Annotated in this window: 22 protein-coding genes and 5 tRNA genes; 8 read left to right on the forward strand and 19 right to left on the reverse strand. The window is 38.0% G+C overall.

The window, feature by feature from the left end; genetic code table 11:
- The 4 genes from F564_RS0115140 to F564_RS0115155 all read right to left on the reverse strand — a co-directional run.
- A partial coding sequence (locus F564_RS0115140) for an ISAon1 family transposase N-terminal region protein (RefSeq protein WP_028123374.1) occupies positions 1 to 182 on the reverse strand: 182 nt, incomplete at its 3' end.
- A gap of 19 nt (positions 183 to 201) precedes the next feature.
- On the reverse strand, positions 202 to 2,301 hold the full coding sequence (locus tag F564_RS19430) for a TonB-dependent receptor (protein WP_228373914.1): 2,100 nt from the start codon (positions 2,299 to 2,301) through the stop codon (positions 202 to 204).
- Positions 2,302 to 2,314: 13 nt separating this feature from the next.
- Positions 2,315 to 3,799: a trehalase family glycosidase gene (locus tag F564_RS0115150; protein WP_028123375.1), complete on the reverse strand. Its 1,485-nt coding sequence runs from the start codon at positions 3,797 to 3,799 to the stop codon at positions 2,315 to 2,317.
- The gene (locus F564_RS0115155; protein ID WP_228373915.1) at positions 3,789 to 5,075 is read right to left on the reverse strand and encodes an MFS transporter; all 1,287 of its coding nucleotides are present in this window, start codon (positions 5,073 to 5,075) and stop codon (positions 3,789 to 3,791) included. Before F564_RS0115155 ends, F564_RS0115150 begins: the two co-directional genes overlap by 11 nt.
- A gap of 66 nt (positions 5,076 to 5,141) precedes the next feature.
- Between F564_RS0115155 and F564_RS0115160 the strand changes: the two genes are divergently transcribed.
- Positions 5,142 to 5,990, forward strand: a complete 849-nt coding sequence (locus F564_RS0115160) for an AraC family transcriptional regulator (protein ID WP_028123377.1) — start codon at positions 5,142 to 5,144, stop codon at positions 5,988 to 5,990.
- A gap of 51 nt (positions 5,991 to 6,041) precedes the next feature.
- Here F564_RS0115160 and nusG read toward each other — a convergent pair whose 3' ends face one another.
- The 4 genes from nusG to tuf all read right to left on the reverse strand — a co-directional run bounded on the left by nusG (position 6,042) and on the right by tuf (position 8,135).
- Entirely contained in the window at positions 6,042 to 6,587 is a 546-nt protein-coding gene (nusG, locus tag F564_RS0115165; RefSeq protein ID WP_028123378.1) for a transcription termination/antitermination protein NusG, read from the reverse strand.
- Between the two features lie 17 nt (positions 6,588 to 6,604).
- On the reverse strand, positions 6,605 to 6,808 hold the full coding sequence (gene secE / locus F564_RS0115170) for a preprotein translocase subunit SecE (protein ID WP_034981784.1): 204 nt from the start codon (positions 6,806 to 6,808) through the stop codon (positions 6,605 to 6,607).
- A gap of 13 nt (positions 6,809 to 6,821) precedes the next feature.
- Positions 6,822 to 6,892 (reverse strand) — tRNA-Trp (locus tag F564_RS0115175).
- A 55-nt stretch (positions 6,893 to 6,947) separates the two neighbouring features.
- Positions 6,948 to 8,135, reverse strand: coding sequence for an elongation factor Tu (gene tuf, locus F564_RS0115180; protein ID WP_028123380.1), 1,188 nt, complete (start codon positions 8,133 to 8,135; stop codon positions 6,948 to 6,950).
- A 240-nt stretch (positions 8,136 to 8,375) separates the two neighbouring features.
- Between tuf and F564_RS0115190 the strand changes: the two genes are divergently transcribed.
- Positions 8,376 to 9,890, forward strand: a complete 1,515-nt coding sequence (locus F564_RS0115190) for a DUF4394 domain-containing protein (RefSeq protein ID WP_028123381.1) — start codon at positions 8,376 to 8,378, stop codon at positions 9,888 to 9,890.
- A 119-nt stretch (positions 9,891 to 10,009) separates the two neighbouring features.
- On the opposite strand, the gene F564_RS0115195 is transcribed toward F564_RS0115190, so the two are convergent.
- The 10 genes from F564_RS0115195 to F564_RS0115250 all read right to left on the reverse strand — a co-directional run bounded on the left by F564_RS0115195 (position 10,010) and on the right by F564_RS0115250 (position 16,252).
- A tRNA-Thr gene (locus F564_RS0115195) sits at positions 10,010 to 10,081 on the reverse strand.
- Positions 10,082 to 10,119: 38 nt separating this feature from the next.
- Positions 10,120 to 10,192 (reverse strand) — tRNA-Gly (locus tag F564_RS0115200).
- An 89-nt stretch (positions 10,193 to 10,281) separates the two neighbouring features.
- Positions 10,282 to 10,362: transfer RNA gene (locus tag F564_RS0115205), tRNA-Tyr, on the reverse strand.
- A gap of 19 nt (positions 10,363 to 10,381) precedes the next feature.
- Positions 10,382 to 10,455 (reverse strand) — tRNA-Thr (locus F564_RS0115210).
- A gap of 277 nt (positions 10,456 to 10,732) precedes the next feature.
- Positions 10,733 to 11,023, reverse strand: coding sequence for an HPF/RaiA family ribosome-associated protein (locus tag F564_RS0115220; RefSeq protein ID WP_028123382.1), 291 nt, complete (start codon positions 11,021 to 11,023; stop codon positions 10,733 to 10,735).
- Positions 11,024 to 11,090: 67 nt separating this feature from the next.
- On the reverse strand, positions 11,091 to 11,969 hold the full coding sequence (locus tag F564_RS0115225) for a tyrosine-type recombinase/integrase (RefSeq protein ID WP_028123383.1): 879 nt from the start codon (positions 11,967 to 11,969) through the stop codon (positions 11,091 to 11,093).
- A gap of 75 nt (positions 11,970 to 12,044) precedes the next feature.
- Positions 12,045 to 12,242, reverse strand: coding sequence for a 30S ribosomal protein S21 (rpsU, locus tag F564_RS0115230; RefSeq protein ID WP_028123384.1), 198 nt, complete (start codon positions 12,240 to 12,242; stop codon positions 12,045 to 12,047).
- Between the two features lie 398 nt (positions 12,243 to 12,640).
- A complete protein-coding gene (locus F564_RS0115240) occupies positions 12,641 to 13,624 on the reverse strand; it encodes a pyruvate dehydrogenase complex E1 component subunit beta (protein WP_028123385.1) in 984 nt (327 codons plus the stop codon).
- A 127-nt stretch (positions 13,625 to 13,751) separates the two neighbouring features.
- Positions 13,752 to 14,168: a DUF2147 domain-containing protein gene (locus tag F564_RS0115245; protein ID WP_028123386.1), complete on the reverse strand. Its 417-nt coding sequence runs from the start codon at positions 14,166 to 14,168 to the stop codon at positions 13,752 to 13,754.
- 164 nt (positions 14,169 to 14,332) lie between these two features.
- Positions 14,333 to 16,252, reverse strand: a complete 1,920-nt coding sequence (locus F564_RS0115250) for an LTA synthase family protein (RefSeq protein ID WP_028123387.1) — start codon at positions 16,250 to 16,252, stop codon at positions 14,333 to 14,335.
- A gap of 49 nt (positions 16,253 to 16,301) precedes the next feature.
- Here F564_RS0115250 and F564_RS0115255 point away from each other — a divergent pair, with 49 nt between their 5' ends.
- The 4 genes from F564_RS0115255 (at position 16,302) to F564_RS0115270 (ending at position 19,039) form a co-directional block, all read left to right on the forward strand.
- Complete coding sequence (locus tag F564_RS0115255) at positions 16,302 to 17,000, forward strand: CDP-alcohol phosphatidyltransferase family protein (RefSeq protein WP_028123388.1); 699 nt, start codon at positions 16,302 to 16,304, stop codon at positions 16,998 to 17,000.
- Positions 17,001 to 17,056: 56 nt separating this feature from the next.
- Complete coding sequence (locus tag F564_RS0115260; RefSeq protein ID WP_028123389.1) at positions 17,057 to 17,821, forward strand: 3'-5' exonuclease; 765 nt, start codon at positions 17,057 to 17,059, stop codon at positions 17,819 to 17,821.
- Between the two features lie 97 nt (positions 17,822 to 17,918).
- A complete protein-coding gene (locus F564_RS0115265) occupies positions 17,919 to 18,527 on the forward strand; it encodes a fumarylacetoacetate hydrolase family protein (RefSeq protein WP_028123390.1) in 609 nt (202 codons plus the stop codon).
- 68 nt (positions 18,528 to 18,595) lie between these two features.
- On the forward strand, positions 18,596 to 19,039 hold the full coding sequence (locus tag F564_RS0115270) for a universal stress protein (RefSeq protein WP_028123391.1): 444 nt from the start codon (positions 18,596 to 18,598) through the stop codon (positions 19,037 to 19,039).
- A 103-nt stretch (positions 19,040 to 19,142) separates the two neighbouring features.
- Here the strand turns inward: F564_RS0115270 and F564_RS0115275 are convergent, their stop codons facing one another.
- Positions 19,143 to 19,376: a hypothetical protein gene (locus F564_RS0115275; protein ID WP_028123392.1), complete on the reverse strand. Its 234-nt coding sequence runs from the start codon at positions 19,374 to 19,376 to the stop codon at positions 19,143 to 19,145.
- A gap of 42 nt (positions 19,377 to 19,418) precedes the next feature.
- Between F564_RS0115275 and F564_RS0115280 the strand changes: the two genes are divergently transcribed.
- The gene (locus F564_RS0115280) at positions 19,419 to 20,324 is read left to right on the forward strand and encodes a DUF6427 family protein (protein ID WP_028123393.1); all 906 of its coding nucleotides are present in this window, start codon (positions 19,419 to 19,421) and stop codon (positions 20,322 to 20,324) included.
- A 12-nt stretch (positions 20,325 to 20,336) separates the two neighbouring features.
- Positions 20,337 to 20,921 carry a DUF3109 family protein gene (locus F564_RS0115285; protein WP_028123394.1) on the forward strand — a complete coding sequence of 195 codons (585 nt, stop codon included), beginning with the start codon at positions 20,337 to 20,339 and terminating at the stop codon, positions 20,919 to 20,921.
- The last annotated feature ends 339 nt before the right edge of the window (positions 20,922 to 21,260 follow it).

A 21,260-nucleotide genomic window follows, 5' to 3' on the forward strand; every position in this document is an offset into this window, starting at 1 on the left:
GTTATTTCCGGAACAAAACCTTTTGACTGTAATAGCAGAGAAGAAAACTCTTTCGGAGCAGTATTTTTCTCTTCAAAATAGATGTGCAGGATTTGGTTTTCTTCTTCAAATTTTACAATCTCAAAATACTCAATGAGAAGTTCCGGTAAAAATAATTTAAGGAGTTCGACATCATTTAACATCCTTCAAAATTATTAATTTTTATCTTTCTCCCCAAGTTTTGGAATTGATCCATAATCCTGAGTACTTGGGATTCTGAATGGTTCCGTTGAAGGTCAGATCCAATAGATTATTGAAAAGTCTTGCATTACCTTCGATCTCCAAACCATAGTTTCTGGTGTTGGCAAAGGTATTCTCGGAAGATCCGTCTGAGAAAACATCCGTGAAAGAAAGATTTTTCAGTGTTGAATAAAAAGGAATCACACCGATACTGAAATTGTTGGTGTAATATTTATAACCCAGCTCAATCTGATTGGTCGTTACCGCTTCCAAAGCTTGAGTGGGGTTGGCTGCTGTAAAATAATTATAATAAGCTTCCTCATTCGGAGATCGGAATCCGTGAGAGAAACGTCCGTAGACTGCATTATTGGTATTGATTTTATAATTAGCTGCTGCGGTGTACGATAACTTATCGATATCATATCTCCAATACGTGTACTGATTGCCCAAAACACTCATATTGTCATCTGCCGTGGTTGTTGAAAAACCATGGACGCCATCCGTTGTCAAACCAGAATTATTTAAATGAGCTGAAGTGGTATTCACGGCGTATCCTCTGTAGAAATCTCTGCTGTAACGGGCGCCAACATTGATGTTCAAATTATCGATCACATTGTAATCGAAGTTGGCATAGATGTCATTCAGACTTCCCTGCGTCTGCGAATCTCTTAGCAAGAATGACATCTGCGTCACACCGTTGTATGTTTTGGAATAGCCCACATCATTAGCACTTAGTGAGGTATCTACCAAATTAAGTAATTGCGGTTTGTCTGTAGCAGTAGTCAGGATGTTACTCCAGTTCCAGTATTGGTTGGATTTCCAGTTGGATTTATAGAAACCAGCCGTTACATTGCCTTTGTCTAATTTATAACTGAACTGGAGATCATTGACGAAATTATTCATCTGCTTATCAATCGCCCAAAACCCTAATTGTTGAACATTGGTTGGATTCACAACTGCGCCATTACTTGCTAATGAATATTGATAACTGTTTCCTAAGATTCCTTTACTACTGGCAAAGCCAGCTGCAGTCTGAGGTCCGCCAGCAGGAAAAATCCCGGTATAATTCATATCAATATTGGTAACCCGTGTTTTATTCAAAACAGAGAAATTATTACCCAAATCGTATTTGAATTCTGCGCCAATTGCATCTACTTTCGGATGGATACCGTCCTGAAGATTTCTTTTGAAGTAACCGCCGCCAGCTTGTGGAATATTCAATTGACTGATTGAGTTATAACTGTACGTTCCATAATTCGGATCAAAACCAGCGAATTCTTTGATGTCATTTCCGTTCTGAGTCAATGGAATTGGAAGGAAGAATGTATTCCTGTCATCCAGTTTTTTGTAATATACTTTTGCATAACCTCTGTCAAACACATATTTCAAGTTCATTCTGATCTGTCCACCATTATTGGCTTTAAAACCAGTTTTTCGCAGTCCGTCATCGGTTCTGTAAAAACCACCAACGCTGAAGAATAATTGATCCTCAATCAATGCACCACCAAGATGGATATCGGTTCTCATTAATCCATAAGTACTGGTTTCCAGTTTCGCTGCTCCTTTGAAAGTATTGCTTCCTTCCTTCGAAATAAAGTTGATAAGACCTCCAGGAGAATTGGTGGCGAAGATGGAACCCGAACCGCCTCTCAAAGCCTCCAATCTTCCTGTTGTATGATCTACACGGAAAAAGTTGTCCGCATTGGCAAACTGTAACGCTCCATCCTCGAAAACCGGCAAACCGTCTTCCTGAACTTGTACAAATTCATAACCTCCGGCAGAAGGAATACCTCTGGAAAATAGATTATTCCCGACTTCTCCGCCGGATGTCTCTACTGCAAAACCAGGAACTCTCTGCAACAATGCCGCCGCACTGATGGGATTTTGTTTCATAATTTCCTTGGCACTGAACGTAGAAATAGCCGTACTGGATTCTATTTTCTTTTTCGGATTGGAGTTTCCGGTAATAACTACCTGATCGATGTCATTGGTTCTTACGGAGTCTTTAACTTCCTGTGCATAAGCATTCTGGAAGTACATCGTTGCAATACCAGCAACCAGGATGAGTGATTTTTTTGTCATGTTTTTAAGTTTATTATTTGTTCTTTTTCAATTGGATATAAACTCCATTTGTCCATCCAAATCCGTCCTGATTCGGATATTCTCCACCACCTGCAATACTCTGGATATCAATGGCATTATACTTCTCCATGAGTTTCCCCGTATTCCTATAAATTCTTTCTACATTCGTACACCAATTATTTTTGATGTCTTCCGCCAATGCCTCAAAACCATAGTTTTTCATCGCCAAATATCCCAACCATTGGTAAGGCGCCCAGGCGTTGGGAGCATCCCATTGCTGTCCAGAATCTTGGGTTGTTGTCATCAAGCCGCCAACTTTCAAAAACTTGTCTTTGATCGTTTCAGAGACGGCTTTTGCCTGTTCTTGATTGGCTAATTTTAAAAACAGAGGATAAAGGGTTGCGATATGCTCCGAAGAAGTTTGAGATTCTGATTTGATATTGTAATCTTTGTAGATCTTATCACCTTCACTCCAGAAATATTGGTCGATAGCCATTTTTCTGGCTTCTGCTTTTTTTCTGTAATTGTTTTTCTTTTCTTCGAAGTTTTGAAGCTCCGATGCTTTTGCCAAAGTATTTTCCAAGTGCCAGAGAAGACAGTTGAGATCTACCTGAGCGAGATTCAGAATTTCTATCGTTCGGATTGAATTGCCGTCTGCAAACCATCTGCTGGAAAAATCCCATCCCGATTCGCACGCTGCCCGTATGTTTCTGTAGAATTCAGGATTCTGAGACATTTCGGCATCTTCCATATCGATCATATAACTTTCAGGCCGCGGCTTGTTTTCGTCATCAAAATATCGATTTAAAAAAGCACCAGCCTTAGTTTTCAAAACATGCCTGTACTGGTTTCCATTTTCCAATTCTGCTGCGCCATCCATCCAAAATTCATATTCCTTTTCCAAGCTGTCAAAATACCGGGCATAAACAGTCTTGTCATTGGTAGACTCTGCCAATAAATCCAGCATTAACGAAAAATAAGGAGGCTGAGACCGGCTAAGGAAATACGTTCTGCTGGCATTGGGTACAAAGCCAAATTCATTAATCAGGGACGCACAGTTTTCTACGATATTTTCCATCATTTCAATTCTTCCGGAAACCTGCAAACCGAGCATTACGAAGTAGCTGTCCCAATAAAAAAACTCATTGAATCTGCCACCGGGAACGAGGTAAGGCTTTGGAAGTTTCAGTAATGTTCCTTTTTCCACGTCAGCGGTTCTTGTCAATTCGTCCCAAAGTTTTTCTATATGCTCATCAATCGGCAATGTTTGCGCTCTGGAAATAGCCGGTGCTGGCTGATCAAAATCAAAATGCCTCAGGATAAAATCTTTAAGATCAAAACCACTTTGATCTTTTTCGGTGTTAAAGTATTGATTGATCTCAGAAATTGGAGACAATGGAATAGCGTCTGCCATCACTTTCTGATCTTCGAAAATCTTGCACTTCTGTACAGCATCAAACAAGTCGAAAATATCTTGTAGGTATAAATTAGGCTTCATTTAATTGTGATTTTTTATTGATTTTATTGATGAAATAGAGAACGATGATGAGCACCGTCATTGGGATTAACGAAAAATAGAATGCCTTGTGTCCGCCCACATTCTGAAAAAGATAACCGATGATCACGGAGCCGCAAGTCCCGCCAAAAGCGGAGAAAAAAGTAAGAATCCCGGCTACGGAGCTATGAGACTGTTTCTCTGTAGCACTTAGAATTGTGGAATTGATCAACGGATAAACAGGCGCCAAAAACAATCCGATCAATGGGAAAACAAATCCAATCATTGGGACATCACTTAGATTCTTGATCTCTTTAACGGTAAGATCAGAAGCCATCGGAAGCACAAAAATTACGAGGCAAGCCGCAGAAACCAAACAGGAAGTGAGGTAAATATACCAATGGATCTTTTTGATAATAAGCCCGGAAATAAATCTACCAAAAGCAATTGAAAGCATCAAAATAACAGCCATCTGCCCAGCCAATTTTTCACTCAGGTGTAGAACCTTTTGGTTGAAGGTCGGCAACCAAGACATAATTCCCTGCTCTGTCATCACATACATAAATGCGAATACGGCAAAGAGGATCAGCAAGGGTTTTCTCATCAGTTGGATCATCTCTTTAAACTCCTCGCCCACCGATTTTGAATGTGCTACCTGAGGCAATTCGAATTTCGAAAACAAAATAAACAGGAAAACAATAGCGATGAGACCTGCCAATATCAGATAGACATCGAGCCAGGCATTTGGATTGGTCTCGCTGTAGAACATGGGGAAAATCACATAAGCGAAAACGATCCCAAGCATAAAAACGCTTTCTATATAACTCATAAAAGACCTGTGGTCACTTTCGTTGTCAGCTACAACGCCAATTAATGCCATCACAGATACTTTGATGATTGCAAAAGAAAATCCTGTACAAGCAAAAAGTAGGATAACACTCCAGAAGGAATTACCAAAATACATCAGAAAACATCCGACAAAGACCAAAGCATAGCTGATGAGCATTCCTTTTTTGTAACCCAACTTCGGTAAGAAAGACCCCATTAAGAATGCGACTAGCGCAATGGTCAAATCTTTCGCAGGTTCCAATAGACTAGCTTTGGACTCTGTGATGCCATAGACATTCTGGGATTTCTGAATCAGAAGACCCACGCTGTTTAGAAGAGCCGCAAAAACAAAGTAGTTGACGTAGAGTGCTAATTTAATTCCTAGATTTTTCATATTCCTGATATCTAATGGTGCAAATTTATTAACATCCTGTTTACAGTAATTTAACATAGTAAATCATTGGTTGTACTCCATTAATAAAAATTAGTATATTTATTAAAAATAGATATTAAAACAATGAGAGTTAGTTTTGAAACCATACTTCCCGATAAAAACTCATCGTTCCGGACGTTGCACATAAAGGTACCGGTAAAAGATCTTCGGTGGGAGTACCATTACCATCCGGAAATTGAGCTGGTGTGTGTCGTTTCTGGGAATGGAAACCGGCACGTTGGCTATCACAAAAGCAACTTTACTGACGGAGATCTGGTGCTGATAGGATCTAATGTACCGCACTCGGGCTTTGGTATCAACTCTGTAGATCCACATGAAGAAATTGTACTGCAATTCCGGCAAGATATCATTACTTTCCCGCAAGAGGTGGAAGAGATACACTCTCTCAACCGCCTGGTCTCACAGGCTCAGCTGGGGATTATGTTCAGTCCACAAGTTAAGCTCCAGATTTTACCTAAACTATATGAGATACTGCAAACCGAAAGCTCGAAGCGGTATTTTATTCTGCTCAATATCCTGTTTGAACTGGCAGAGAGCAAAGATTATGTCTTGCTCAACAAAGAAATCATGCCTCATACGGTGATCTCAAAAAATAAAGAAAGGCTGCAAACTATCTTCACATATGTCGAAAAAAACTACGATAAAGAAATTGATATTAATGATATTGCAAATCTTGTCAACCTTACTTTACCCGCTTTTTGCAATTTTTTCAAGAAAACAACCAAGATTACTTTTACAGACTTTATCAATCAATACAGGATAGACAAGGCCTGTAACCTTATTATACAAGGAAAAAGCATTTCTGAATCTTGTTATGACACCGGTTACAACAGCATTTCCTACTTTAGCAGAACTTTCAAAAAATATATGGGAAAAACACCAACCGAATTTAACAGCGACTTGCTGAAATAAAAAAACCATCACGTCAGACGGATGGTTTTAATATGATATATAAAATTAAATTTATACTACTTTTTCTACTTGCATAAAGCTAAGTTCCATTGGTGTTTTCCTACCAAAAATAAGAACAGAAACTTCTATTTTTTTCTTGTCTTCCAAGATCTTCTCTATCGTTCCGTTGAATCCGTTGAAAGGACCATCGACCACTTTTACGTTTTCGCCAACGATGAAAGGAATTTCCACATCTGTAGCAAATTCAGATAGTTCATCCATTCTTCCGAGCATCCTGTTGACTTCAGATTTTCTCATTGGAACTGGTTCACCACCTTTTGTAAGACTTAAAAAAGAAATTACGCCTGGAATATTTTTGATAACGTGAGGTACTTCTCCAACCAGATCAGCTTCTACCATTAGATAACCTGGATAGTAAGGTTTTTCTTTAGGCACCTTTTTTCCATTTCTGATTTGGATTACCTTTTCCATAGGAATTACTACCTGAGTGACGTAAGCATCCATATTAAGTCTTTGGATCTCATTCTCAATATAGTTTTTCACCTTATTTTCCTGTCCGCTAATAGCTTTCAGCACATACCATTTCGATTCGCTCATGAGGAAAGTATTCGGAATTAGTTAAACATATTAATAAACGTCGCAATAAAATTCTTGATTGTCACACTGAAGAAACTATCTACCCCAAATGTAAATAAAGCAAGGATCACAGTGGTCACAGAAACAACAACTGTTGAAGACTGTAAATCAGACCATTTTGGCCATTCTACTCTATCTTTAAATTCTGTGTAAGAACCTTTTAAAAATTCTACTAAGCTCATTATTTTCTTTTTGCACGGGCACTAGGATTCGAACCCAGATCAACGGTTTTGGAGACCGGTATCCTACCATTGGACGATGCCCGTAGATTAAAAAAGTCCCGTAAGTCTCCCTACGGAACTTTTTATATTATTAAGATAATTAGTCTGTGATTTCAGTAACCTGACCAGCACCTACTGTTCTACCTCCTTCTCTGATTGCAAATCTAAGACCTACGTTAAGAGCGATTGGTTGTAACAATTCTACAGTGATAGTTAAGTTATCCCCAGGCATTACCATTTCTACACCTTCTGGTAAGAAGATCTCACCCGTAACGTCAGTTGTTCTAACGTAGAACTGAGGTCTGTATTTGTTGTGGAATGGCGTGTGACGTCCACCTTCTTCTTTAGAAAGAATATAAACCTCAGCTTTGAAGCTTTTGTGTGGTTTAACAGAATCTTTCTTAGCGATAACCATACCTCTCTTGATGTCCGTTTTTTCAATACCTCTCAACAAAAGACCTACGTTATCTCCAGCTTCACCTCTGTCAAGGATTTTTCTGAACATCTCAACACCAGTAATAGTAGATGTTAATTTCTCATCACCCATACCTACGATATCAACAGGATCTCCTGTATTGATAACTCCGGACTCGATTCTACCAGTTGCAACAGTACCTCTACCTGTAATAGAGAAAACGTCTTCAATTGGCATCAAGAATGGTTTATCTTGATCTCTTACTGGAAGTTCGATCCAAGTATCAACAGCATCCATTAATTCTTCGATTTTACCTACCCATTTAGCATCTCCGTTCAATCCTCCTAAAGCAGAACCTTGGATGATTGGAGCGTTGTCTCCGTCATATTCGTAAGAAGATAAAAGATCTCTGATCTCTAATTCTACTAATTCTAATAATTCTTCATCATCTACCATATCTACTTTGTTCATAAAAACAAGTACGTTAGGTACATTTACCTGACGGCAAAGAAGGATATGCTCTCTAGTTTGAGGCATTGGTCCGTCTGTAGCAGCTACTACAAGGATAGCTCCATCCATTTGAGCAGCACCTGTAACCATGTTTTTTACGTAATCCGCGTGACCTGGACAGTCAACGTGAGCGTAATGTCTGTTTGCAGTTTCGTACTCGATGTGAGCAGTATTGATAGTGATACCTCTTTCTTTTTCTTCTGGTGCAGAATCGATAGAAGAGAAATCTCTTGCTGTTCCGAATCCTTTATCAGATAACACTTTACTGATTGCAGCTGTAAGTGTAGTTTTACCATGGTCAACGTGACCAATAGTACCAATGTTCAAGTGGGGTTTGTTACGATTAAACGTTTCCTTTGCCATGATTTAATATTTATTAATTAATTATTTATTTTTTTTCGGTTTGCAAATATAACGATTTTTTGAATATCAAAAATATTTTTATTGAAATTTTCGATATTCAAATTCAAAAACAACAAACCAACACACTTTTGTCTTTTGACGTTGCAAATTTACATAAAAAATTCAATTAAAAAAAACCTGACAAATCCAAGATGACTTTTATCTCGTATATGACATTGAAACTCTAAAAAAATAAGCTTCATGAAAAAAACTTTCAACTTTTGTCTGGCAGCTTTTGCCCTGGTATCGATCATCTCTTGTGACAATGGCGATGACATTAGCGCAGTACCACAACCACCCAGTGTAGCTGTGGGGCCAAACCAAATGGTTTATGGTCTTACAGAAACCAATGAACTGCTGGCTTTCAATGCTAACAACCCTTCTACCTTCAGTTCAAAAACTGCGATTTTAGGAATTCCGGCAGGAGAAAAATTGTTAAGTATTGATTTCCGGCCTGCAACTGGAGAACTGTATGCGCTTTCCAATGCCAGCAAGCTCTACATCGTCAACACCACTACTGCATCTGCAAGAGTTGTGAGTACATCTGCTTTTACACCAGCAATTACTGGAAGCATTGCTTCGATTGATTTTAATCCAACAGTGGATCGCATCAGATTGGTGACAAACACAGGACAGAATCTACGTCTCAATCCTGAAACAGGCGTTCTAGCAGCGATGGATACCAGCATTGCCACAACAGCTTCTATCGCCGGTATTGCATATACGAATAGTAAATCTGGAGCTTCATCAACCATCCTTTATGATCTTGACATGACTTCTGGAAAATTATTCAAACAAGATCCGCCGAACAACGGAACATTGGTTGAAGTGGGAAGTCTGGGCATCACCTTTACAGGGCAAGCGGCATTTGACATCAATCCAGACAACAGCATTGCGTTGGTGGCAGCAACCAAAGATTCTAAAAACAATCTATACACCGTGGATCTTGCCAATGGTAAAACAACCCATATCGGAAGCTTATCACAGAAAGTGATTGACCTCGCCATTCCAACCAATCCGGTTGCCTATGCAATTGACAGCACAAACGCACTCCAAATCTTCGACCCAAATAAACCGGAACCAATTTCAAAAGCAATTACTGGATTGCAAAATGGAGAAGGAATCCTGGGCATAGATTTCAGACCTTTGAACGGGCAGCTTTACGCCTTGGGAAGTTCTAGCAGGATCTACACCATCAACTTGGGAACGGGCGCAGCTACGCAAGTAGGAACGGGTACACTTTCCACACCGCTTTTAGGGACAGAATATGGTTTTGATTTCAATCCAACTGTTGACAGGATAAGAATCGTAAGTGATATGGGACAAAACCTTCGTCTTAATCCCATAGATGGCTCTGTTGCAGCAGTAGATGGTGTCATCAATCCTGGAATGCCTGCTTTGAGCTCTGCGGCCTACACAGATAATTTCGCAGGTGCTACCACCACATCATTATTCGTGATCGATCATAATACAGACAAGTTATATCTTCAGAATCCACCAAATGCCGGAACACTCACGGAAAGAGGTGCATTGGGGATCAACATCACTTCATCAAATGGATTCGACATCGGAAGTACAAGCCAAAAAGCTTACTTGGTAGCTACCGTAGGGGCTGACACAAAAATATACACTGTAAACACTACCAGCGGCACTGCAACGGCTGTTGCAAATTACCCTAATATGGTAAAAGGCTTCACGGTAGGTTTAGGATTCTAAAAACACAATTGATACATTAATACCAAAGCCCGGAATAGGAATCTATTCTGGGCTTTTAATATGTTAACAACATAACTTTACTTAAAAGAAAAATCCCGAACTGTATCCGGGATTTTTTGAGCCAACTACGGGATTTGAACCCGTGACCTCTTCCTTACCAAGGAAGCACTCTACCCCTGAGCTAAGTCGGCCTAAAAAAAAATCACATTCCGTAAGGTTTGTGATTTTGAGCGAAAGACGGGGGTCGAACCCGCGACATTCAGCTTGGAAGGCTGACGCTCTACCAACTGAGCTACTTTCGCATTTTTTGTTCCCAAAAAAGGTTGGTTAACGGTGTGCAAATCTAAAAATAAATCTTTTAACCTGCAAATATTTTTTTTTATAAAAAAAGTGGGGAGAGCAGGATTCGAACCTACGTAGCCGAAGCAGCTGAGTTACAGTCAGCCCCATTTGACCGCTCTGGTATCTCCCCAAAATTTTTTCTATAAATGAGCCTCCAGAGGGACTCGAACCCACGACCTGCTGATTACAAATCAGCTGCTCTAGCCAACTGAGCTATGGAGGCATTTATTTTTTATATAAAGATCGTTAATCTTGCGTCCAGGTTACTTCCTTTTTGCGAGTGCAAATATGAGACTTTTTTCTTTAAACCTGCAAATGTTTTTTAAAAAAAATTTATTTTTTTTGATTGAATCTAAACACTGCGTTTTTTTCAAAAAAAAATAGGCTTCAAATTAAAGATCATATTTCTGCAATCTGGTTGCCACCGTTTTGCGAGTGCAAATATGAGACTCTTTTTTGAAACCTACAAATGTTTTTTTACAAAAAAAACGTATTTTTTTCTAAGCTAATTCTTTTTTCTTGATTAACAGTTTCTTAGCCGTATCAGCAGATTCGTCTAAACTTTCCTCAAAAGTCGCACAAGTCTTTTTTACGACGATATCATCCCCTGGAACTTTGATCACAAGCTCGGTGGTTTTATTTAACTTTTCAGTAGTATTTTCAACTTTCAAGTAAACTGTGGCTTCTACAATCTTGTCATAAAAGGTTTCCAGCTTCTCTAATTTTTTTTCAATTCTTTCTTTTAATGGTTCGTGCGGTGTAACACCTGCAGTCTGAATTGTAATCTTCATAACGTCTGTTTTAAATGGTTAAACAATAAAAATGTAAAAATCATTCCATATTATTTTTTTATCAAATTTATTTTTTCTCTCTTGGATGTGCATTTTTATAAACCTCCTTCAGTTTTTCTATATCAGCACTGGTATAAACCTGCGTACTTGCCAAACTGGAATGTCCCATTAATTTCTGGACTTTCGATATCTCCGCACCCTCATTTAGAATATGCGTTGCGAAAGTATGTCTTAAAATATGAGGACTCCTTTTCTGCTTGGAAGTAACATTACTAAAGTACCTATTAACTACTACATAGACAAATTTTTCGCCTAGTTTTTTTCCTTTTTTATTAATGAAAAAATAGGCTTGATGGTCGGAATCCGGAAGTCTAGTCGCAAGATAGGTTTGGTAATCACCAAGCAGATCGTCTGCAATTGGGATGATTCTGGCCTTGTTGCCTTTCCCCACGACCAAGATTTCTTTTTTTGAGAAATCGACATTGCTGAGCAATAGATTGCATAGCTCTGCCTTTCTGATTCCGGTTTGGTAAAGCGTTTCTATGATGAGTTTCTCCAGAAGCGTCATTTGGCCCTTATCCTCTATTTCCGTCTTCATCGTATCCATTTCTTCCACAGAGAACGGAATGCGCTTTTCTGGGTAGAATTTGAGCGAATCTATGGTTTCCATTGGCGAGACTTTGATCTCCTCCAAGCGGAGCATAAACATATAAAAGCTGCGGAGTGAGGAAAGCTTTCTGTTGATGCTTCTTTTGCTGAGTCCGGAGTTACTGAGTTCTACGATAAAATTCTTCACGACTTTTTTGTGCAAATGAACTACATCTGCTGTTGCTTCTGTCTTTAAAACGAAAGCTGCAAAATCCGAAAGGTCTTTTTGGTAATTGGTAATCGTGTGTGGAGAATACCTTTTTTCTACCGCAATGTAATCTAGGAATCTTTCTATCATAGGGCTCTAAATACAAAATCACTTCCAAATATAGAAATTTGAAAGTGATTTTTCTTATGTTTTGCAAAAAAGAACTTAAGCTTGTTCTTCGATGCTTGCGTTTCTTTGTTTATAAGCTGCTTTAAGTTTTGATTGTCTCAAAGTTACAGAAGGCTTGATAAATTGTTGTCTGGATCTAAGTTCTCTTACAACTCTTGTTTTATCAAATTTTCTCTTGTACTTTTTTAAAGCTCTGTCGATAGACTCTCCGTCTTTTACTGGAATTATTAACATATATTACATCTCATTTTGGATTGCAAAAATAGGAATTATTTATTAATTCGCAAATTTTTGACGGGTTATTTTAAGAAAATTATCTGAGTTTTCTTTTAAAATAATATTGAATGCAAAGCTCGCAAAGTTTTTTTTTACATTATTGAAAATATTTTCAGGTTCACAAAGGTGCTAACACTCATCAATGAAGTGGCCAAAACTAAGTTGGTGTTTTGTACTGAATGATGATTGGATAACAAATCCCCTAGCCCTGATTGCAGCGGAAATCCTTTTTTGCGTTGGGTTGAGTTCTAGTGAATGACAAACCGTCGTGCAAAAAAGATTGCAGCGGAAAGCGGGATTAGCTTCTAAAACTTTCTACAACACAAAAGCGCCCGAATGAATCCGGGCGTTTTGTTTTATGCTTTGATGTAAAGTGCGTTTTTGATCTCTTCTTTAACTTTTTCCACCTTCGGGTACCACTCTGCAAACAAGGGCGCAGAATATGGTGCTGATGCATCTGGTGTTGTAATTCTCTTGATCGGCGCATCCAAATAATCGAATGCTTTTTGCTGAACCATATAAGTGATCTCTGTTGAGATGCTTGCAAATGGCCAAGATTCTTCAAGAATGACCAACCTGTTGGTTTTCTTAACGGATTCCAGAATGGTATCGTAATCCAATGGACGGATCGTCCTAAGATCGATCACTTCTACAGAGATGCCTTCTTTTTCCAGATCTTCTGCAGCTTGTAAAGCGACTTTCATAATCTTACCCCAAGACACCAAAGTCACATCTTTTCCTTCTTTCTTGATGTCTGCTTTTCCGATTGGGATGTAATATTCTTCTTCTGGGATTTCCATTTTGTCACCATACATCTGCTCGGACTCCATAAATATCACTGGATCATTGTCCTGGATGGCGGATTTTAAAAGTCCTTTTGCATCGTAAGGGTTGGAAGGAATAATGACTTTAAGACCTGGACAGTTGGCGTACCAGCTTTCGAAAGCCTGAGAGTGCGTTGCTCCTAACTGGCCTGCTGAACCTGTAGGACCACGGAAAACGATAGGAATATTCCATTGTCCACCTGTCATCTGGTACATTTTTGCAGCATTGTTGATGATCTGATCAATCGCAACTAGTGAGAAGTTGAAAGTCATATATTCTACAATCGGACGGTTTCCGTTCATTGCAGCGCCTACAGCAATCCCTGTAAAACCAAGTTCTGCAATAGGTGCATCTATGATTCTTTTTTCTCCAAATTCGTCCAGCATACCTTTGGACGCTTTGTAAGCGCCATTGTATTCTGCAACTTCCTCTCCTACAAGAAAAATGGATTCGTCTTTACGCATTTCTTCACTCATAGCCTGAGCAATTACTTCACGAAATGTATATTCCTTCATTATAATGTAATATTGATTATGAAAATGTTCTTTGTTTAATTTCGAAATACAAAAGTATTAATTTTTTTATTATCTGCATAACAAAAAGGCTTCCATCTGGAAGCCTTTTATTTATCATAATGTTGGGTTAACTCACTTTGTGCCAAGTTTGGGTTTTCACAGCAATTCCCATAATGATGGCTTTTACTTTCAACACATCACCCTCTCTTACGATTTCTGTTTTGTAAGATTTGCCATCCTTAGGATTGGTGATGGTTCCGCCAGAAAACTCATTGCCATCTTTGGAAATCCCTCTGATGATCTCCAGTCCTATCAACGGCTTATTTTTGCGGTCGTCTTTACATTTTACGCAGTTTGCATTTTCTGGTTTTATCAAGAGCTGTACTACTTTTCCTACATATTTCCCTTTAGAATCTTTGGAAATTTCTACGATGGACTTTGGTTTTCCTGTTTCATCATCGATGGTTTTCCATCTTCCTTCTATCTGGGCAAATGAGATAACGCTGATAAATGATAGGGCAAATGTTAATAATAATTTGTTCATTGTCTTTTATTTTAAGTTGGTTTGTTGTTTGATAAGCTTGCGCTGTTAACGTTAAATTAATATGGATAAAAATATAAATTAATTTTAAACAAACAACAATTATTTGCTATCCAGAGCATAAATAAAGCCAACTGACAGATTTTTCAAATATTAAACAGCTTTATCTAATACAGTTTTCTATTGATCACGCGGTTCATATAATCCTGATACCAGGCTTTTGTTTTTTCGATTCCGAGTTTTTGCTCCGGGTTCAGGTTTTTGCTGAAGATATTTTTTGACAATGCTAAATCTGTTTTATCATAAATCCCTGTCACTTCTTTCCCATTGAAAATATAGATGTAATTTCCAATGATCATCTGTTCATTAACAGCGTCTGAATGAATGATCATTTCATCTTCATTATTCTCTGACACGAGGCTTCTGCCCCAGCTTCTGATCCTTTTGTTGTAACCTATAAGATCTGCCAAAGTTGGATAAATATCGATCTGCTGCGCAAGCCGATCATCAACGCCTTTGAGATGATATCTTGGATTGGGAGAAAAAAACAAAAGTGGGATGGCAAATCTGTTCATGGCTTTTTGATATTCAGGATAATAAATTTGATTGGTGTGATCTGCCGTAACTACAAAAATCGTATTTTGATACCAAGATTTTGTACGCGCCGTTTGGAAAAATTTTTTCAAAGCATAATCCGAGTACTGGATTGGAATGTGAATTTGCAATGGCCCGGATTTGAACTTATTCTGATATCTCTCCGGTACTTTGAAAGGATCGTGAGACGAAGCAGAAAAAAGCGTGGACATAAATGGCTCTTTCTTGCCCATATTCTTTGCAAAATACTGGAAAAATGGCTCATCCCAAATGGCCCAAATACCGTCAAAATCCTGATCATTATTATATTCTGTCTTTCCGAAATAATGTTTGAAACCTAAGATATTCCCAAATCCCTGGAAACCCATGGAGCCATTGGGCGCGCCGTGATAAAAACTGGTGTCGTATCCCATCTCATTACAAACTGAAACAATCGATTGGATTTTTTGATTGGAATAAGGCGAACTCGTAAAGGCATCCGTCAAACTCGGAATTCCTGCCAAAACAGAACTCATCCCGTGAATCGATTGTCTGCCATTTGCAAAAGCATTGGTAAAAATCAGACCTTCATCTGCCAAACTATCGAGAAACGGTGTGTAGGAAACAAAATCCTTGATCGCCGTTTTTCTGTTGAAAGCGCCCGAATATTCTTTCCCAAAACTTTCCATTATGAAAATGACGACGTTCGGCTTCGCTTCTACTTCTCTTTCATATCGTTTATATGGTTTGATTTCTTGATTAATGAATTTCTCATCCACAAAATGAACCAGCTTAAAATTATTGGTATTAATGGTTCTGAAAAACGAGAAAACACTATTGAGAACCAGATTTCCCTGCAAAGGATTGCTGACGTGTTTGTTGGCATCAACCAAATTAATTGGTCTTGTGGAATGTTTGAAATCACCACGGATTCCGCCAACAACCAAAAGCGCAGTGAGACATAAAATCACAACTGATGAAGTATAATAAGTAATGAAGTTCTTCGGTTTTTCTTCTGTGACTTTCACTTTTTTGTAAAAGAAAATCCACAAAAAAATGATAGCAATGAAAGAAATTAAAACAAATGGATTCTGCAAAACCGCATTGAAAAAGACTTTTCCGATATTACTTTCATTTTTTGCCACAGAAAACGCCGCGGAAGTGAGTCTCGCCTGGCTGAATCTGTAATAAATCATATCCCCAAAGTTGAAAGCATAGGTGATCCCGTTCGTGACAAAATACCAGATGAACAAGAACTTCTGATAGCTTTTTTTTGTATTGATGACAATTGGGATGATACTTAACAGGATAAAAACCGCGTTGACGTACAAGATCGCAGTTGCATCAAACGCAGTTCCGTAATAGGAAAGTTTAAGATATTCCGATATACCCTCTACTTTTACAAGCTGTTGGTTGAAAAACCAAAACAGAAATCTTGCCAACTGATAAAAGAAAAACACCAAAAAAAGTCTGTAAATCAAGGCCAAAACTTCCTGCCTTCTAAAATTGTTCATTTTGCAAAATTAAACTTTTCCTTGTATTTGTTTTTCCTATTTTTGTGATATGAATTTCATCAAAAACAACCTTGCCAACGCATTGACTCTAGGGAATCTTTTCTCGGGTTGCGTTGGGATTGTTCATCTCGTTTCCGGCGATTATCAAACGACGGCCATTTGCATTATCATTTCATTGGTTCTCGATTTTTTTGACGGCTTTATGGCAAGAGCTATGAATTCCAGCAGCAATCTCGGCGGACAATTGGATTCTTTGGCAGATATGGTAAGTTTTGGATTTTTGCCTGGGATGACGATATTTGTAGCATTGATAGGGAACAATTACGCAGATTTTCCTTGGTACTATTACTCGGGATTTCTCATCACCGTTTTCTCCTGTCTCAGATTAGCTATCTTTAATCTGGATGATGACCAAAAGTATTACTTCAAAGGATTGAACACCCCGAGTAATACGATTTTGATCTTCGGGTTGTTTTACGCTTTCAAAGAAACTGGCGCTTTTAGTTTTCTGTTTAATAATGAAATTTATCTATTGATTTTGACCGTTGTGTCATCCTGGCTTTTAATCAGTCCTATCAAGATGATCGCTATGAAATTCAAATCAAAACAATTGAAAGATAATTATCCCAAACTGGCTCTGCTGATTGGCGGAGTTTTGATTTTATTGATATTCAAAACAGTCGGAATCCCTTTAATCATCATCTATTACATTTTGATTTCATTAATATTTCAAAAACAATTGAAGTAGAAATTAGATTTTAGAAGCTAGAAATTAGAACAACAATAACTCATCAATTATAAATAATGAACCTCAAACTATACAAACCACTTTGCGTTTTTGATCTGGAAACGACGGGAATCAACGTTGGAAAAGACAGAATCGTAGAAATCTGCATCTTGAAAGTCAATCCGGACGCTTCCCGAGAAAGCAAAACTTGGAAAGTAAATCCAGAAATGCCAATCCCAAAAGAATCTTCCGCCATCCACGGAATCTATGACGAAGACGTTGCTAACGCACCAACTTTCAAAGACATTGCATCGAAAATTCTGGAAATGATCTCCGGATCTGATTTGGGAGGTTTCAATTCCAACCGTTTTGATGTACCACTTTTGGCAGAAGAACTTCTGCGTGCTGGTTTGGATTTCGATTTGAGTAAATTCAAATTGGTAGATGCGCAAACAATTTATCACAAGATGGAACCAAGGAATCTGTCTGCCGCTTATCATTTCTATTGCCAAAAAACTTTGGAAAATGCCCACTCTGCGGAAGCTGATGTTTTGGCAACTTTCGAAGTTTTGGATGCACAAGTTGGACATTACGAAGATCTACCGAAAGAAGTTGCAGGTTTGAGCGAATTCTCTTTCCACAGCAAGTTTGCAGATCTGGCAGGAATGATTCATTTCAATGAAAAAGATCAGGAGATTTTTGCGTTCGGAAAATATAAAGGTCAGGTGGTGAAAGAAGTTTTCCAAAAAGATATTGGCTATTACGGCTGGCTTCAAAGTGCAGATTTTCCACTTTATACGAAGAAGATCTTTACCAAAATTCAGCTGAAGTCTAGGTTTTAAAAAAAAATACCAATGTGAAAATCTAATAATTTACCGATAGAATGAAGGATTTTCACATTGGTACATTGTTACATTGATAAATTATTACATTAATATTATGAAAATAATCTGCATAGGAAGAAACTACAGCGAACACGCCAAAGAATTAGGAAACGAAATCCCTGACGATCCTGTCATTTTTATGAAACCAGACACTGCAATTCTGAAAAAAGGTTCGGATTTTTATATTCCTGAATTTTCTGATGACATCCACTACGAACTGGAAGTGGTTTTGAAAATATCAAAGGGTGGAAAATACATCCAAAAAGAAAACGCTGGAAACCATTATGACGAGATTGGCTTGGGAATCGACTTTACTGCTAGAGATCTTCAAACCAAATTAAAAGGCAAAGGTCTGCCTTGGGAATTGGCTAAAGGTTTTGACGGCTCTGCCGTAGTTTCGGATTTTGTATCAAAAGAGAATTATGACTTACAAAACCTCAATTTTTCCTTAATAAAAAACAATGAGAAAGTTCAAGATGGAAATACAGGCGAAATGATTTTCAGTCCTAATGACATCATTGCATTTGCTTCACAATATTTCACTTTGAGAGTGGGTGATCTGATCTTCACAGGTACACCAAAAGGTGTTGGTAAAGTTTCTGAAAATGACATTTTGGAAGCCTATTTGGAAGAAAATAAACTATTTTCACTGAAGATTCAATAGACAAATGTCAGGTGATGCGTTGTCACAATGGCTAATTTTTTGCAACTCTAATACTATAAACTTTAATTATGAAAAAAATTATTTTACCCGTCGATTTTTCTGACAGCTCTAATAAATTGGTAGATTATGCCATCAATTTTGCTAAGGATGTAAATGCTGAGATCGCATTGATCCACGTAGCTGCGACAGATATTGGTTTTGTGATTGGAGATATGGGTTTCCAGTATTTCCCGGAAGTAGAAGAAAACGAGATCAAGTATGAACTGAAGGAACTCAACAGACTTCAAGAAAGAGTCATTGCACATGGCGTAAACTGTTCTCATATTTTGAAACAAGGCATGGCTGGTGATACAATTTTGGAATTTGCTGATGAGAAATCGGCTGATTATATTGTGGTAGGCTCCCACGGACGAAGCGGTGTTTACGATGTTTTCATCGGAAGCCTGACTAAGGAAATAACCAAAAAATCAAAAATCCCGGTTTTGGTAGTTCCTTGCCATGATGAAGCATAAATATGACGCCATAAGATTAAGGACGCAAGCACATCCTGATTTAAACATAAATAACCCGCAATGAACTGATCATTGCGGGTTATTTATTATATAATCAATTTATTTAACCTTCGTTTTTATAAATTTTTGGATCGTAATATGGATTTTTACCTTCCGTAGGTGAGAAATAATCTTTGTCTTTTTGAGCACCAAGAGATACTACCAAAACATAACACCAATAGCAAAAAAAGCCTGTTGCTACAAGGAACAATATCCAGTTTAGCACATTGCCAAAAAGATTGTAAAATCCGAACGACCATTTGAAAGCTGCACTTAATGCTAACCAGAAAGATGTCATATTTTTCTTTTTTTAAATTAACTTTGCACAAATTTATAAAAAATGTTTCGATTACTTTCAAAAGAAAGCAATATTTTTTCTGTTCCAGCGTACATTGGTTTTTTATTTCTGATCTTCATATCACTTAACTTATTAGATTTCAAAAACATAAGCCTCATTCCTACCATCATTACATTCACGGGAATCAGCCTGGGGTATTTTTTATTCAATGCGATTGCACTCAATCAGTTGTCTCATCTTCCGCTTTTACTCTACACACTTTTCGTGGTGTCATTTTACGATGGAACGATAGCACCTGGGCTTGCCATCACTTTCTTGATGAGTTCTATTTTACTATTGATTCTGACCAGTCAGAATGATCATCTTCGAAAAAGCTCTTTTATGCTTGTCGGCGCCATTTTGGCGTTTACTTTTCTAGTTTTCCCACCCAGCTGGCCAATGGCGGTTTTCGTAATTTTTCATATCATCGGGACTTCCGGAAGAATTGGCCTTAATATGTTCAGATTATTATTCGGAGCGGTACTGATCGTTCTCAGCTATTTTGGTCTGATGTATCTCATCCGTTATACCACTTGGGACAGTTCGTATTTTCCATTTGAAAGCTCATTCGAAATACTGGATTCTTACGACACACTTTATATTTTGATCCCCATCGTTTTGATGATCATCTATTCTCTTGCAGATCATTTCAAACATTATAATGAGAAAAGCCCTATCAGCAGATACAAATATACTTTTGTCCTTGTTTTTTCTCTCGCCCAATTGGTCACCATCATCTTTTATATGGGTTATGATTATGAGTATCTTTTACTTTTGGCTTTACCTGTAAGCATCATCATCAGTAGAATGTTGCGCTTCCTGCCAAAGTACTGGATGCAGGAATTGGGACTTTGGATCGTGGTTTTTTGTTTGGCAGCATTTAAAATCGCTAATTTTGCATCATATTAAAATTGATGAAGAATGATTCAGATAGATGACAAACTGATTTCCGAAGATATATTTGCAGAAAGTTTTGTCTGCAACCTTACCAAATGTAAAGGCGCGTGCTGTGTTGACGGCGACACCGGCGCTCCACTGGACAAAGACGAATTGCCAATTTTGGATGAAATTTTCCCGAAGATAAAATCCTATCTAAGGCCAGAAGGCGTGAAAGCCATCGAAGAACAGGGAACCTGGGTCATAGATCCTTATGACGGCGGTTACGTCACCACGTTGGTCAACGGCAGCGAATGTGCCTATGTCATCTTTGACGAAAAAGGAACCACCAAATGTGGTATCGAAAAAGCGTATGAAGATGGCGTGATCGACTGGAAAAAACCGATTTCCTGCCATTTGTACCCAATCCGTGTCAATGATTACAAAACCTTTATCGCACTCAACTACCACGAATGGGAAATCTGCAGTGATGCCTGCACTTTGGGCAAGGAACTGGAGGTGAGGATTTACAAGTTTCTAAAAGAGCCGCTCATCCGGAAATACGGCGAAGCCTTCTATCAGACCCTTTGTGATGCTGCAGAAGAATGGGAAAGAGAATATAATTCTTAGAGTTTAGATATTAGATTTAAATTTATAATTTAAAAAAATTGTCACAAAAAAAAAAGGAATGCCAGTTGGATTCCTTTTTTTATTTAGAGCCTGTTTAAAAATTAAATTAGAAAAATTTGTAAGGAGTGGATCTGTAAAAAAATAATTTAAAAAATTGATTGTCAGTTGTTTATGTAGATTATTTTTCGTAACTTGTTGGTAACTAATCAATTAAGCTACGGTGAAAAATTACTCTACAAACATTTCTGACAATCAATGGCAATTTATAAAAAAGACTTTAAACTTCAATAACAGAAAACGAAAATATGATTTAAGAACCATTTGGGATGCCATTATGTA

It is taken from the genome of Epilithonimonas tenax DSM 16811 (assembly GCF_000428485.1).
Lineage (GTDB): Bacteria > Bacteroidota > Bacteroidia > Flavobacteriales > Weeksellaceae > Epilithonimonas > Epilithonimonas tenax.